Source organism: Sphingomonas paeninsulae (genome assembly GCF_003660165.1).
Taxonomy (GTDB): Bacteria; Pseudomonadota; Alphaproteobacteria; order Sphingomonadales; family Sphingomonadaceae; genus Sphingomonas_O; species Sphingomonas_O paeninsulae.
In genome coordinates this window covers 1,120,981-1,134,231 of sequence record NZ_CP032829.1, presented here as the reverse complement: position 1 = coordinate 1,134,231, position 13,251 = coordinate 1,120,981, and the positions used below count along the sequence as shown (strand labels likewise).

11 protein-coding genes and 1 riboswitch are annotated in these 13,251 nt (G+C 57.1%); of the genes, 5 read left to right on the top strand and 6 right to left on the bottom strand.

Annotation, left to right across the window (positions count from 1 at the left end; translation table 11 throughout):
* Positions 1 to 161: 161 nt before the first annotated feature.
* The 5 genes from thiC to D3Y57_RS11055 all read right to left on the bottom strand — a co-directional run bounded on the left by thiC (position 162) and on the right by D3Y57_RS11055 (position 5,243).
* Complete coding sequence (gene thiC / locus D3Y57_RS11075) at positions 162 to 2,009, bottom strand: phosphomethylpyrimidine synthase ThiC (RefSeq protein ID WP_121153033.1); 1,848 nt, start codon at positions 2,007 to 2,009, stop codon at positions 162 to 164.
* Positions 2,010 to 2,045: 36 nt separating this feature from the next.
* Positions 2,046 to 2,153: riboswitch (TPP riboswitch) on the bottom strand.
* 19 nt (positions 2,154 to 2,172) lie between these two features.
* Positions 2,173 to 2,991 (bottom strand): MipA/OmpV family protein, encoded by an 819-nt coding sequence (locus D3Y57_RS11070; RefSeq protein WP_121153032.1) that lies wholly within the window; start codon positions 2,989 to 2,991, stop codon positions 2,173 to 2,175.
* Between the two features lie 57 nt (positions 2,992 to 3,048).
* Positions 3,049 to 3,390, bottom strand: a complete 342-nt coding sequence (locus tag D3Y57_RS11065; RefSeq protein WP_205590160.1) for a DUF2141 domain-containing protein — start codon at positions 3,388 to 3,390, stop codon at positions 3,049 to 3,051.
* Positions 3,391 to 3,406: 16 nt separating this feature from the next.
* Positions 3,407 to 4,174 carry a sterol desaturase family protein gene (locus tag D3Y57_RS11060; RefSeq protein WP_121153031.1) on the bottom strand — a complete coding sequence of 256 codons (768 nt, stop codon included), beginning with the start codon at positions 4,172 to 4,174 and terminating at the stop codon, positions 3,407 to 3,409.
* Between the two features lie 88 nt (positions 4,175 to 4,262).
* Complete coding sequence (locus D3Y57_RS11055; RefSeq protein ID WP_121153030.1) at positions 4,263 to 5,243, bottom strand: MlaA family lipoprotein; 981 nt, start codon at positions 5,241 to 5,243, stop codon at positions 4,263 to 4,265.
* Between the two features lie 500 nt (positions 5,244 to 5,743).
* Here D3Y57_RS11055 and D3Y57_RS11050 point away from each other — a divergent pair, with 500 nt between their 5' ends.
* The 5 genes from D3Y57_RS11050 (at position 5,744) to D3Y57_RS11030 (ending at position 10,559) form a co-directional block, all read left to right on the top strand.
* The gene (locus D3Y57_RS11050) at positions 5,744 to 6,325 is read left to right on the top strand and encodes a PEPxxWA-CTERM sorting domain-containing protein (RefSeq protein ID WP_162987083.1); all 582 of its coding nucleotides are present in this window, start codon (positions 5,744 to 5,746) and stop codon (positions 6,323 to 6,325) included.
* A gap of 88 nt (positions 6,326 to 6,413) precedes the next feature.
* Positions 6,414 to 7,574: a lycopene beta-cyclase CrtY gene (gene crtY / locus D3Y57_RS11045; RefSeq protein ID WP_121153028.1), complete on the top strand. Its 1,161-nt coding sequence runs from the start codon at positions 6,414 to 6,416 to the stop codon at positions 7,572 to 7,574.
* Positions 7,571 to 9,052: a phytoene desaturase gene (locus D3Y57_RS11040; RefSeq protein ID WP_121153027.1), complete on the top strand. Its 1,482-nt coding sequence runs from the start codon at positions 7,571 to 7,573 to the stop codon at positions 9,050 to 9,052. The genes crtY and D3Y57_RS11040 overlap by 4 nt, the downstream gene beginning before the upstream one ends.
* Complete coding sequence (locus tag D3Y57_RS11035; protein ID WP_121153026.1) at positions 9,049 to 9,630, top strand: LOG family protein; 582 nt, start codon at positions 9,049 to 9,051, stop codon at positions 9,628 to 9,630. Before D3Y57_RS11040 ends, D3Y57_RS11035 begins: the two co-directional genes overlap by 4 nt.
* Positions 9,627 to 10,559, top strand: a complete 933-nt coding sequence (locus D3Y57_RS11030; RefSeq protein ID WP_121153025.1) for a phytoene/squalene synthase family protein — start codon at positions 9,627 to 9,629, stop codon at positions 10,557 to 10,559. The genes D3Y57_RS11035 and D3Y57_RS11030 overlap by 4 nt, the downstream gene beginning before the upstream one ends.
* Positions 10,560 to 10,619: 60 nt before the next feature.
* On the opposite strand, the gene D3Y57_RS11025 is transcribed toward D3Y57_RS11030, so the two are convergent.
* The gene (locus D3Y57_RS11025) at positions 10,620 to 13,202 is read right to left on the bottom strand and encodes a TonB-dependent receptor (protein WP_121153024.1); all 2,583 of its coding nucleotides are present in this window, start codon (positions 13,200 to 13,202) and stop codon (positions 10,620 to 10,622) included.
* Between the last annotated feature and the right edge of the window lie 49 nt (positions 13,203 to 13,251).

The window sequence follows — 13,251 nt, the reverse complement described above, 5'->3', positions numbered from 1 at the left end:
TCAGCGTAAGCGGGCGCACCACCACACCCCGCTTCCGCCCTTCGCTTTCCTGAGCTTGTCGAAGGGCTGCCCTTCTGTTCATCGAAGCAAGAAGGACAACTCTTCGACAGGCTCAAGGAAGCGGAGAGATTTTTTGAAGATGGCGTGATGGTTCGAACCCCTCACTCCGCAGGCAAATACAGTTCCCCGCCCTTTTCCTTGAACGTCTCGCTCATCCGCGCCATCCCGGCCTCGGCTTCCTCGGCGGCAATAAATGTCTCCGCCCCAGCATTCTGCTTGGCCGCAAACTCGCGGACTTCCTGCGAAATTTTCATCGAGCAGAACTTTGGCCCGCACATCGAACAGAAATGCGCGGTCTTTGCGCCTTCTGCTGGCAAAGTCTGATCGTGATAGCTTTCCGCCGTGTCGGGATCGAGTGACAGGTTGAACTGGTCGCGCCAACGGAACTCGAAGCGCGCGCGGGACAGGGCATCGTCACGCATCCGGGCTGCCGGATGGCCCTTTGCCAGATCGGCCGCGTGTGCTGCCAGTTTGTACGTTACCACGCCGACCTTCACATCGTCGCGATCGGGCAGGCCGAGGTGCTCCTTGGGCGTCACATAACAAAGCATCGCGCAGCCGAACCAGCCGATCATCGCGGCACCGATGCCACTCGTGATGTGATCGTAACCCGGCGCGATGTCGGTGGTCAGCGGTCCCAATGTATAGAAGGGCGCCTCGCCGCAGCTTTCGATCTGCTTTTCCATGTTGATCTTGATCTTGTGCATCGGGACGTGGCCCGGTCCCTCGATCATGACCTGAATGTCGTGCTTCCATGCGATCTTGGTCAACTCACCAAGGGTATAGAGTTCGGAGAATTGGGCTTCGTCATTGGCATCCGCGATGCTGCCGGGGCGGAGGCCGTCGCCCAGTGAGAAGGCGATGTCATACGCCTTCATGATCTCGCAAATGTCCTCGAAATGGTCGTAGAGGAAGCTCTCCTTATGGTGGAACAGGCACCATTTCGCCATGATCGAGCCGCCGCGTGAGACGATGCCGGTGACGCGCTTTGCCGCCATCGGAACATAGGCCAGCCGCACGCCTGCGTGGATCGTGAAGTAATCGACGCCCTGTTCGGCCTGTTCGATCAATGTGTCGCGGAAGATTTCCCACGTCAGGTCTTCGGCCACGCCGCCGACTTTTTCCAGCGCCTGATAGATCGGCACGGTGCCGATCGGGACGGGCGAATTGCGGATGATCCATTCGCGCGTGTCATGGATGTTGCGGCCCGTCGACAGGTCCATGACGGTGTCCGCGCCCCAGCGGATCGACCAGACCAGCTTGTCGACTTCGGTGGCGACATCGGATGCGACCGCGCTGTTGCCGATGTTGGCGTTGATCTTGACGAGGAAGTTGCGTCCGATCGCCATCGGTTCGGATTCGGGGTGGTTGATGTTGTTGGGGATGATCGCGCGGCCGCGGGCGACTTCGCTGCGGACAAACTCAGGCGTGACGTAATCGGGGATTTCTGCACCAAAGTCTTCGCCATCGCGGACGGCTGCTTCGGCGAGCTGCGCACGGCCCAAATTCTCCCGAACTGCGACATATTCCATCTCGGGAGTGATGATTCCCTGCCGCGCATAGTGCATTTGGCTGACATTTTGGCCTGTTTTGGCGCGCAACGGGCGTTTTATCAGGTTTGGAAACTGCGCAACGCCGCCGCTGCGGTCCGGGCCGGTCTGTCCATTATCTTCGGGCTGCAATTCGCGGGCGTCATATTCCTCGACATCACCGCGCGCCATAATCCAGTCGCGGCGGTGTTGATTCAGCCCCTTGTTGATGTCGATCCGCTCATCGGGATCGGTGTAGGGACCGCTGGTGTCGTAAACCCGCAAGGGCGGTTCACCGCAGCCCGGCTCCAGATGGATCTCGCGCATCTTCACGCCGAGTGGCCCGACACTGATTTTGCGACTGCCCCGGATCGCACCCGTGGTTACTTTAGGCTCACTCGGTGTTTCGTAATCGGCCATGTCTGCGTTTCCTTCTCGGGCGGAGAAAGGGTGCGGGATCATTTGCCGCTCCCTCCCTACGCCAGTGTAAACTGGATCAGGTTCAGCGGGTCGCGCGGATTTGCACCGCACCTCTCAGCCCTTACGGCTCCCCGGGGAATGGCAGATGTCTAAGGCCGCTGGTTCAGAAAGTATAGGCCAGTCCAGCCGCACCGATAAGCTGACTGCGATCGTTGACGACCGGCGAGCGAGCGAAGTCGCCAAGAAGCCGCTCATAACTGCCGACAGCGAACAACGACAGGCCATGACGCAGATCACCAGTCAGCGAATAGTTCACCCCAAGCCCTGCTGAAACATCCTTGAAGCCGTCGCCGGGGGTATAAGTAGCGAGGCCACTTGCTATCGACTGCCCCGGTGTCACGCCGAAATAAGTCTGCGCATATTTGCCGCCGACATAATCCGCCGACACGTTGAGGCCGACATAGATCTTCGGGCTGAGCGGCGTACCATAGGAGAACTGCGGCGTGATAATATAGCTGTCATGCACGCCCGAAACGTCGTGAACCGCACCGACGGTCAACGATACCGTATCGTAGTCGGATGTGATTACGCCAGTCTGCGAATAACCGATCTGGCCGCCGATCTCGACTGCGGGGTCGAGTTCACCCAGAGCCGCGACCTGAAAGTCGCGAGTGCGCTTGTTGCTCGTGCGGTTCAGTGTAACGTGAACGACGGGGCCGAGAACGAGCTTGCCGCCGGTCGCCGAAGTCTCAGGCACGAAATCGGTATAGAGCGTGGTGCCGATCAGCATGAAACCGATGCCGCTGATCGTGCCGCGTGCGGCGGCGGCGGGGGTGACGGTGTTGTCCGACGATCCCTCATACCGGGGAACATAGGCTGCTCCAACGCCGATCGTGATCGAATCCTTGGGCGGGCCAGCATCCTGGGCAAGAGCGGGAGTAGCTATGGTCGTGGCGGCCAAAAGCAGAAAAGCATAACGCATTTTAATTGTTTTCCCTGTCGTATTACGCGGTCGTAACGGCCAAGCGGGCATTTGGTTTCAGAGCATATACTTTACACGTACCATTTCATCGACGTTCCCACTGGCAACATCGAAGCGCGCCGCCGCGAATTTGGGTGCGCCGAATCGGATCACGGGATTGCGCGAAAAGCCGAAGCCCTCCTTCGGTATCCCGAAAAACGTGTCGAGTTTGTTGTTACCATTTTCGTCGTGGATCAGCGCAATTGCATAGCCACCCGTGGGCAGATCGGTGAACCGTAGCGCCGCAGCCTTCGCCGTCGGCACCGTCAGTCGCCGCGCCTGCGGATCGCCCTGGCAATCGGGGAAATGGTCGGGCCGCATTGTTAGACAGACCAGCACCTGTCCCTTGGCCGAACGCAACCCCTCTACGCCTGCATCAATCGATCCGGGAGCGGTCGCGCCGATCAGGGAGGCCCACAGAAATATGGGTATCCCCAAAGCTGCCAAGGCCCTTGTCGGTGCCGCAAAGCCTGTCCCAGAAACGAAAATAGAGCCCATAATTGCACCTGTACTCGGCATGATGACGTTGATGATGGCTCGCTGTTATCAGCCAAGCTCCTGACCGCCCATGAACGAGCCACCGCGGAAACGCATCCCACCCCATATGGTTGGTGACACCCATAACCGTCATCACCGTCAGGACAACCGCCAGCGCGCCGACGTGGATCGGAATTGCGAACACCAGTGACGGAATAACCACAGCCCCGGTCAGCGCTTCCCATGGGTGAAAGCTCATCGCGGCCCATGCGGTCGGCGGGCGGCTGGCATGATGAACTGCGTGCGCGCGTCTAAAAGGGCCGGGCCGGTGGAGCCAGCGATGGTTCCAATAAAACCACGTATCGTGCGCAAACAGGTATGCGAACACCGAAACCGGCAGATACCAGAGCGGATGTGCGTGAACGTCGGTGTAAATCAGAGTCCACCCGCGGTTCTGCCAGCCCCATGCAACCAGGCCGGCCGGGACGCCATAGATCGCAGCGGAAGTTAGACTCCACATAACCTCCCGGCGCATCTGTGGGGCCAGACCATCGTAAAGGCCGGGGCGGACCCGGCTGGTGACCAGTGCGAAGGCTCCGCTGGTTAACAAATAGCGCACGCCGACAATCAGCGTCATTGCGAGGGCAGAAAGTGCGATTGCGAGCATGAGCGCAGTTTAGCGCGTGATAAGGAGAGGCGCGAGTTAGCTTTACACTGGCCTAATTCCAGCCTCAAACGTGAAAAAACTGACGGTCTTATTTCACCCCCGGCACCAAATTTAGCCACGCACGCGGATGCTTGTCTCGCCATTTCTGACTGTGAAGCGCATCGATCGCATTCTGGCGGCTTTGCAGATAGTCCTCCCGTCGCGCGGTGTAGGGATCGATACTTCCCTCGCGTATTGTTTGCAGCTTTTCGTCATATTCGGCGCGCTGGTCGAGCGAGCTGAACGCGCCCAACGGGATAGCGACGTACAGTTTGGTGAATGGCTTGCCGACCGCAACGGGCAGTATCAGTCGATCGAGGTTATCGCCCAGCAAATCGCGCACGGTCGTCGGTCCGACGATCGGCAGGAAGAGGAACGGCCCCGATTTTACGCCATAATAGCCCAGCGTATTGGAAAAGCCGTTGGGCCGACGTGGCAGCTTGAACGGTTTGCGGCGTGCCACGTCGAACAGCCCGGCGGCACCGACGGTGGTGTTGATGCCGAACCGACCGACTGTCTCCACTGCTTTGCCGAGTTTTAGCTGAAGCATGAAATTGAGGAAGGCGACCGGCTCGCGAAGATTGTTGATGAAGTTTCGAATCCCGCTGCGGACTGGATCGGGGACAATTCGCTGATACGTCAGCGCAACCGGACGAATGACAGCCACATCGACTGACTGAGTGATCGCATAGGACTTGGCATTGACCGCTTGCAACGGATCGCCCGGTATGGAGTGCGCACGTGCGCGGACGACGATGTCATGCTCCTCCGAAACGGTGGGATGAACCGGTGGTGGTTCTGTTCCGATTGGTGAGGGCAGGGGAGGCGAGGCAGATAATGTCGTCTGCTCCGTCGCTGGCGCAACCGAAGCCACAGGTGCGGCTACCTCAGCGCCCAAAGCTGTTATCGACGCAGGCTGGTTGTTCGATACCGTACCGCCCGGCATTTCCAACGGCGAAGATTGTACCGCATCGGGGGTAGCTGGTGAGGTGACAAACAACATCGCAGCAAGCAACACCGTGACGGTCACTCTCCCCACCTCCGAAAAATCGTTATGATGTCACCCGGTGTGTTTCCCTCATGTACTGCTCCCGTGTCATCAGAGAATCCGTGACCGCAACTATAACCGACGTCCTGTCCGCGCGAAGTATTCGGCTTGTCGTTGGGCCGAGGCCCCTGCAATTTGCCATCACCTCGATCGACTCCCGCAAGCCGACGCTGACATATTATCGTAACTGAGGTTTCTAACTTTGGCACCCACCATCTGCAACCGTAGGGCCGCGATTTTAACTCTTTGGCGCTGACCGGTCGGAAAAAGAGAAGGATATCATCTCTCTAAAAGCCCCAATTTCGAAACATGGTTAATGTCTCGCGTGGCCCAAATAGGCACAAACGCCCCGGATCAAGCAGTTGATTCAATGTTCAGGTTAAGCGAACGTCAATCATACATTTTTCGATTCTTAAGGGGAGCTTTTTATGAAAACGTCTTCAAAATTTGCATGTGCTGCTATTCTTACACTTGCTTGGTCAATGCCAGCGTATGCCACGGACTTTACGGGAAATTACTCGACGACTGTTAATTCCAGTGGTTCTGGCCTGCTGATCAACACGCAGCGCTTGGCACCTGATTTGCAATTTACCCTCAACAACGTCGGCCAGACTGTTTCTTCCGACTTGTTCAAGATTTACACGAACGAGACAGATGTCGGCGCGGACGATCTGGTCGGTCAGGCAATACAGGTTGGCTTTACTTTCACGTCGCCAGCCTTTGGAGGAGTTCTTGACGGAACGACCGTCGGCGAGCGGTCCTTTTTTGGCCTTTTCCAAAATGGCGTCGTGCACTGGAATAATGGCGGAAACGCGGTATTCGATTTCGGTAATGGCGGCCAATTGCAGGTCCACCTGAACGATACGTCGTTCAACTTCGGACTGGGTGGCCTAGGTGAGGGCATTGGCGGTAGCGGCACGGTCAAGGCCAACTTCACTCTGAATGCAATTAGCTCTGCCGCGCCTGAGCCAGCGACATGGGCTTTCATGATCTTTGGTTTCGGAGCGGCAGGCTATTCGCTGCGTCGCCGCCGCGTATCTTATGGGCAGGCACAAGCCGCCTAAATCAGTCGACAGCAGGATGCCGTCGGTCGAAGGGCCGGCGGCATTTTGCTGTCTGTGATCTCCATCCAACAGCCGCTAATGCCGTGTGATGGGCGACAAAGACCGGTTCGACATTCTGATTCTCGGTGGCGGACTCTCGGGCGGGCTAATTGCGCTGGCACTTGCCCGGCTGCAGCCGCAACTCTCCGTCGGGATTGTCGAGGCAGCATCGACGATCGGCGGCAATCATATCTGGTCCTTTTTCGACAGCGACGTTGCACCGGAGGACCGCTGGCTGGTCGATCCACTGATTGGCCATCGCTGGGCGGAATATGATGTGGCCTTTCCGGGATTCTCACGCCGATTCGCTGCCGGATATAATTCGATTGAGTCGGAGCGTCTGGATGAAGTCGTGCGCGGCGCAATGGGCGACGGCATCATTCGGGGCAATGTCATTGAAGTGCGGACGGACGGCATCACTCTTGCCGATGGACGGACCATATCGGCAGGCGCGGTGATTGACGCGCGCGGGGTTGGCGATCTTTCAATGCTGGTCTGCGGGTGGCAGAAATTCTTGGGTCGGTTGCTAACGATCGATGGAGGCCACGGCCTGACCGGACCCGTCGTGATGGATGCGACCGTTGATCAGGCGGAAGGCTATCGATTCGTCTATCTCCTTCCTTTCGACACGAATCGTGTTTTCATCGAGGATACTTATTACAGCGATAGTCCAACGCTCGATGTGGAAACACTGGGCGCAAGGATCGATGACTATGCAGCAGCACGGGGTTGGCGGGTCGCAGCAACCGAGCGTCAGGAAACAGGTGTTCTACCGGTCGCAATGGGTGGCGATTTCGAGTGCTATTGGGATTCGACGGGCGTTGGCGTTGCGAAATCGGGGGTCCGCGCCGCACTTTTCCATCCGCTCACCAGCTATTCTCTGCCCGACGCAGTGAGCTTTGCCGTCAATCTGGCGCGAGGCGAGCGATTCGATGGCCCGACGCTTGCGACTGCAACGCACACGTATGCCCGCACGCACTGGCGATCGGGTCGTTATTATCGACTGCTGACAACAATGTTATTCAAAGCTGCCGACCCACCGCAACGATACCGTGTGTTGCAGCGTTTCTATGGTCTGCGCCCTGCATTAATAGGGCGTTTTTACTCAGGACATTCCACTATTTTGGATAAGATGCGTATCTTGGCGGGACGACCGCCGGTCCCTATCGGTCGCGCCATGAAAGCGCTGCTTATTGGAAGAAAATTATGAAGCGCGCGGCGGTCATTGGGGCGGGCTTCGGTGGCCTTGCGCTCGCTATTCGGCTGCAATCGGCGGGAATAGAGACGACCATTATCGAAGCGCGAGATAAACCGGGCGGCCGTGGTTATTATTGGGAAAAAGACGGCTTCACTTTTGACGCCGGGCCGACCGTCATCACCGATCCCGATTGTCTGGAACAGCTTTGGGCATTGTCGGGGCGCAAGATGTCCAATGACGTTGAACTTGTGCCGGTCATGCCGTTTTATCGCCTGAACTGGCCGGATGGCACGAATTTCGATTATTCAAACGACGAGGCTTCGCTGAATGCTGAAATCGCCAAGCTGAACCCCGACGACGTGGCGGGCTATGCGCGGTTTCTTGAATATGCGGGGGGTGTCTTCCACGAGGGGTATGAAAAGCTGGGGAGCGTCGCGTTCCTCGACTTCGCCTCCATGATAAAAGCTGCGCCCGCTCTCGCCAAATATCAGGCTTGGCGCAGTGTCTATTCGATGGTGTCGAGTTTCGTGCAGAGCGAAAAACTGCGCGAGGCATTGTCGTTTCATACGTTACTTGTCGGTGGCAATCCGATGACAACAAGCGCGATCTATGCGCTGATCCACAAGCTCGAAAAAGACGGGGGTGTCTGGTTTGCCAAGGGAGGCACGAACCGTCTGATAGCGGCGATGGTTGCGCATTTCGAAAGGCTCGGTGGTACGCTGCGACTGGGCGATGCGGTGACGGAGATCGAAACGATGGGCGATGTCGTAACCGGCGTATCGACAGCGAGCGGCTGGCATGGCGATTTTGACGCGGTCGCGAGCAATGGCGATATCGTTCACACCTATCGCGACTTGTTGAAGCGATCGGCGCGTGGACGGCGAGCAGGGCGGTCGCTGACGCACAAGAAATTCTCGCCATCGCTGTTCGTGGTGCATTTCGGCATCAAAGGGACGTGGCCAGGCATTCCGCACCACATGATCCTGTTCGGCCCCCGCTATAAGGGGTTGCTCGACGACATTTATAAAAACGGCGTGCTGTCGCAGGATTTCTCGCTCTATCTGCACCATCCGACCGTCACCGATCCGTCGATGGCACCAGAGGGGTGCTCTACGTTTTACGCGCTGTGCCCGGTGCCGCACACCGGTAAGTTCCCCGCCGACTGGGATGGTCATGTCGGCGAAGTGTTGAAAGAGCGCATTTTGGACGAGATAGAAAAGCGCCTGATTCCCGACATCCGGTCGCGAATCTTGACCGAGTTTTTCTACTCTCCCGCCGACTTCGGGCGCGACCTGAACGCGCATCTCGGCAGTGCATTTTCGCTTGAGCCACTGCTGACCCAAAGTGCATGGTTTCGTGTCCATAACCGCGACGATGTGATCTCCAACATGTATTTCGTCGGTGCAGGCACGCATCCGGGGGCGGGCATTCCGGGCGTCGTCGGTAGTGCGAAAGCCACCGCTGCGCTAATGATGGCCGATCTTCGATGAAGCGTATCGCGATCTATTGTGGTTCGGCGACGCCTGCTGATCCCATCTATATCGATGTCGCGCGTGACGTGGGCCGAACATTGGCGGAGCGCGGCATCGGCGTGGTTTACGGCGGTGGCAGGCTGGGCCTTATGGGTGCCATCGCCGATGCGGCGTTGGCTGCCGGGGGCGAAGTGATCGGCGTTATCCCGCGTGCGCTGGTCGATGCCGAAGTCGCGCATCGTGGCTGCACCGAACTGCGCGTCGTCGAGAATATGCACGAACGCAAAGCATTGTTTACCGAACTATCCGATGGTTTCATCACGCTGCCCGGTGGGGTCGGGACGATGGATGAATTGTGGGAAGCGGTAAGCTGGGCGCAACTCGGTTACCACGAAAAACCGGTTGGCCTGTTGAATGTCGCAGGTTTTTACGATGGACTGATTTCGTTCAACGCGCACATGATCGCCACCGGTTTCATCCGGCCCCAGCATAGCGGCATCCTGATAGTGGGCGATGAACTCGACGGATTGCTGACTAAAATGGCTGCTTATCATCCGCACGAAACGATTTTTCGAATGACAGCAGCAAACCTGTGAACCGTGCCGCGCTTGTCGAAACGGCGCGGCTTTCCATCGCGCGCGGGTCCCAGTCGTTCGCAATAGCGAGCAAATTGTTCGACAAGCAAACGCGTGAGCGGGCGTGGCTGCTTTATTCCTGGTGCCGTAAGTGCGACGATATTGCCGACGGTCAGGATCACGGCGGCGCGCGCGCGGCTGTTACCGATCCCGAAGCCAGGATCGCAAAAATCCGCGATCTGACTGCAATGGCGCTGACCGAAAAACCTACCGGCGATCCGGCGTTCGATGCGATCGGGCAGGTGGTGCGTGAAACCAACATGCCGCGCCGTTTTATTGACGATCTGGTTATTGGCTTTGCGATGGACTCCGCCGACTGGTCTCCGCGCACCGAAAACGATCTACTAACTTATTGCTACCATGTTGCGGGCGTTGTCGGCTGCATGATGGCGGTCGTCATGGGCGTACCTCCCGATGACGAGGAAACCCTTGATCGGGCTTGCGATCTTGGCCTCGCGTTCCAGCTTGCGAATATCGCGCGCGATATATCTGAGGATGATGCCGTCGGGCGCTGCTACCTCCCGATGGACTGGCTGGTCGAGGCCGATATTCCGCCCGGCGAACATATGCGCCCTCATTTTCGTGGGCGCCTTGCCGATATGGCGTGGTGGCTGGCGAATATGGTTGGCGACTATGAAAACTCGGCGCGGGTAGGCGCGGCCCGATTGCCATTCCGGTCACGTTGGGCGGTGCTGGCGGCAGCGGGGATTTACGGCGATATTGCTCGAAAGGTCGATTCGCTCGATCAAGCCGCGTGGGATAGCCGCGTAGTTATAGCGAAGCGTAAAAAGCTTGGCTGGGTCGTAAAAGCAATGGGGCAGGCCTTTCGACCTACCCCAAGCTTCGGTCGCGATGGGCTCTGGACCCGACCACGCCTCTCCCAAAGCTAGAAAATGCAATTTCCTTTTACACCAGAGGTACGCTGCTCCGCAAGTTAGCGTGCTCGCCTGTCAATATTTCACACGAAGCGTTCCGCCGAATGTCCGGGGCGCTCCAAGAAAGGCATCAAGGACACCTGTCGCGTTGGTCGGGACATTCTGAAATCCCGAGTTGAAGGCAACCTGCTTATAATCGGTATCGAACAAATTGTCGGCCCAGACCTCCACGCTCCAGCGATCGTTTTGCGGTCCGAATGCGACTCGCGCATTCGCCAGAACATAGCCCTTTTGATATTTACCGGGATCGAGGTCCGAGCCTGTATTATACCCCGACGAATATTTCGCGCCCATGTTGAAGCGCGCTTTATATCGCTCGCCAAGATCCTGAGTATAGGTTCCCGACAATGACGCGGAATACAGTGGTGCCAGCGACAAGCGCGAATGGCTCCCTCCCAGAAAGCCGGTTTTCAGTTCCAGGTCCGCGAGTTGGGAAGCCGTAAGATCGTAGCGCGTATCGGCGATGGTTAGGCCGCCCTGGAAGCTCAGTTTGTTGCTGGCGAACCAGACGAAGTCAGCGTCGATACCTTTGCTGACAACGTGCGGAATCGAATCGACCACAAACACGAGACCGTTGAAGGTGTTGAGCTGGAAGTTGTTATACTTTTGGTAAAACAGGGTCGCATTCAGCAGCAACTTACGATCGAATAGTGTCGCCTTTTCGCCGATCTCGAATGAATTGTTACGTTCGGCTCCAAATCGTGTGTCAAGAATTGGCGTATTCACAGCTGCGCTACCCGGCGCGCAACCGGGTTGGCCTACGGTGCATTCAACGCGGTCGAGGTTGAAGCCACCTGCCTTATAGCCTCGGGCATATGAGGCGTAGACGAGGAAATTCCTGTCAAAGCGATAAGCGGCCTTCGCCGTACCTGACAGCGCATCCTCGTGGTTCGATTGTTGGTTCGTGAAGTTGTTATAACCCGGGCTTAAGAACGGCAGGCACAGAGTGCCGTTGACAGCAGCCAATTGAGCGGCTGCCGCAGGATTAACCGCATTCAGGATTCCAAAGGCAGCATTGGCCGAAGAGCATCCACCGCCCCCTCCGATGTTCGTGCTGTTCTGGTTTAGAAACTTATTGTCGATGTTATAGCGAAGGCCGACATTCAGATCGAACTTGCTCGTTACATGATATGTATTGTCCGTGAAAATTGCATAGGTGTTATCACGTTGCCGGTATTGGTCGACCGATCCAGATCCGGGAACATAATTCACGCCGCCGACGAAGGGGAATGTCAGGCCTGTCTGGAGAAAATGCGGATCGGGCGCGCCCTCTACCAGCGAAGAAAAGAGCAGACTTAGGTAAGGCGTAAACTGAGTGCCGACGAGAACACTTGTGTTCTGACGTAGCTTTTCATTCGAGAAAAATCCGCCGACCAGATAGTCCAGCTTGTCGGTCGAACCAGCATAGCGGAGTTCTTGACTGAAGGTTCGGAATTGCGACGAGTTGCTGTCATCCGACGGTAAATAGTCGATATCGGCGGTGGAGAAATCAGCGTCAAACCCGCCAGTTGTTTTCCAGTCACGGTATGCCGTGATCGATGTCAGTGTGCCGGGGCCAATGTTCCAGTCTGCCTGAAGCGAAACACCGCCATCGTGAATTCGCTGATTGTCAGGGCGGTTCGCATAGGCGTTCCGATCATAGGGCGTATTGGGATTGCCATCATTGCCGCCGAGCGCCGCGACAATGTTGTTGGCGAGGTTCGGCGCAGGTGCTTGGCTGGCTCGTGTAATCACAGCGATGCAGCAATTTTCTTTCCGATTGGAATAGTCTCCGATCAGTCGCAGCGTCAGATCGGGTGTGGGCCTGGCGAGCAACTGACCGCGAATCGTGTAAAAGTTACGATTGGTATCCTTGGTTTCCGTCCGTGGGCCGGGCCCGGTGTCGACGTTGAAAAACCCATCGCGCTGACGATCGGCGAAGTAGATGCTGGCGGCCAGTTTGTCGCTGATGATCGGACCGGTAATTTCAGCAGCGCCTCCATAGGCACCGTAATTTCCCGCCGTAAATTCAGCGTTGGCACCGAAGGTGAATTGGGGAAGCGCAGTGATGATGTTGATAACGCCTGCAGTGGCAGACTTCCCAAACAGAGATCCTTGCGGCCCTTTAAGCACTTCGATGCGATCGACATTGCCAAGATCGCCAAAGCCAACGCCATTGCGCGAGCGATAGACGCCATCGATGACGACACCCACCGAAGATTCGAGCCCGGGGTTATCACCAACGGTTCCGATCCCGCGAATGCGGGCAGTGGTCGATGCCTCGCTGCTCGTAGAGGTGACAAGCAGCCCCGGTGCAAGGAGCGCAAGGTCCTTGATATCTTTCACTCCCGTATCCTGCAGGAGCTGGTGATTGACCGTCGTTACGACGATCGGCACATTTTGCAGACTTTGGCTACGTTTCGTAGCGGTGACGATGATTTCATCGACCGAATTGATCTGCGTCGATTGCGACGTGCTGGCATTCGGTGTGTTGTCGGTTGACTGGGGTGCCGATTGGGCCGCCGCCGATTCAGTCAGGGCCGGAATAGCATTCAGCGCTGCGGCCAAAGCGAATGTGGATACAACAAGACGCAGTTTACCACTGGATTGTATGTACATTTCTCTCTCCTCGTTTTGGACGCTTTGGTCCCTTGAGGAAAGAATGACT

Coding starts and splice junctions, on each gene's coding strand:
- thiC (WP_121153033.1), bottom strand. CDS start 2,009: ATGGCCGATTACGAAACACCGAGTGAGCCTAAAGTAACCACGGGTGCG.
- D3Y57_RS11070 (WP_121153032.1), bottom strand. CDS start 2,991: ATGCGTTATGCTTTTCTGCTTTTGGCCGCCACGACCATAGCTACTCCC.
- D3Y57_RS11060 (WP_121153031.1), bottom strand. CDS start 4,174: ATGCTCGCAATCGCACTTTCTGCCCTCGCAATGACGCTGATTGTCGGC.
- D3Y57_RS11050 (WP_162987083.1), top strand. CDS start 5,744: ATGCCAGCGTATGCCACGGACTTTACGGGAAATTACTCGACGACTGTT.
- crtY (WP_121153028.1), top strand. CDS start 6,414: ATGGGCGACAAAGACCGGTTCGACATTCTGATTCTCGGTGGCGGACTC.
- D3Y57_RS11040 (WP_121153027.1), top strand. CDS start 7,571: ATGAAGCGCGCGGCGGTCATTGGGGCGGGCTTCGGTGGCCTTGCGCTC.
- D3Y57_RS11035 (WP_121153026.1), top strand. CDS start 9,049: ATGAAGCGTATCGCGATCTATTGTGGTTCGGCGACGCCTGCTGATCCC.
- D3Y57_RS11025 (WP_121153024.1), bottom strand. CDS start 13,202: ATGTACATACAATCCAGTGGTAAACTGCGTCTTGTTGTATCCACATTC.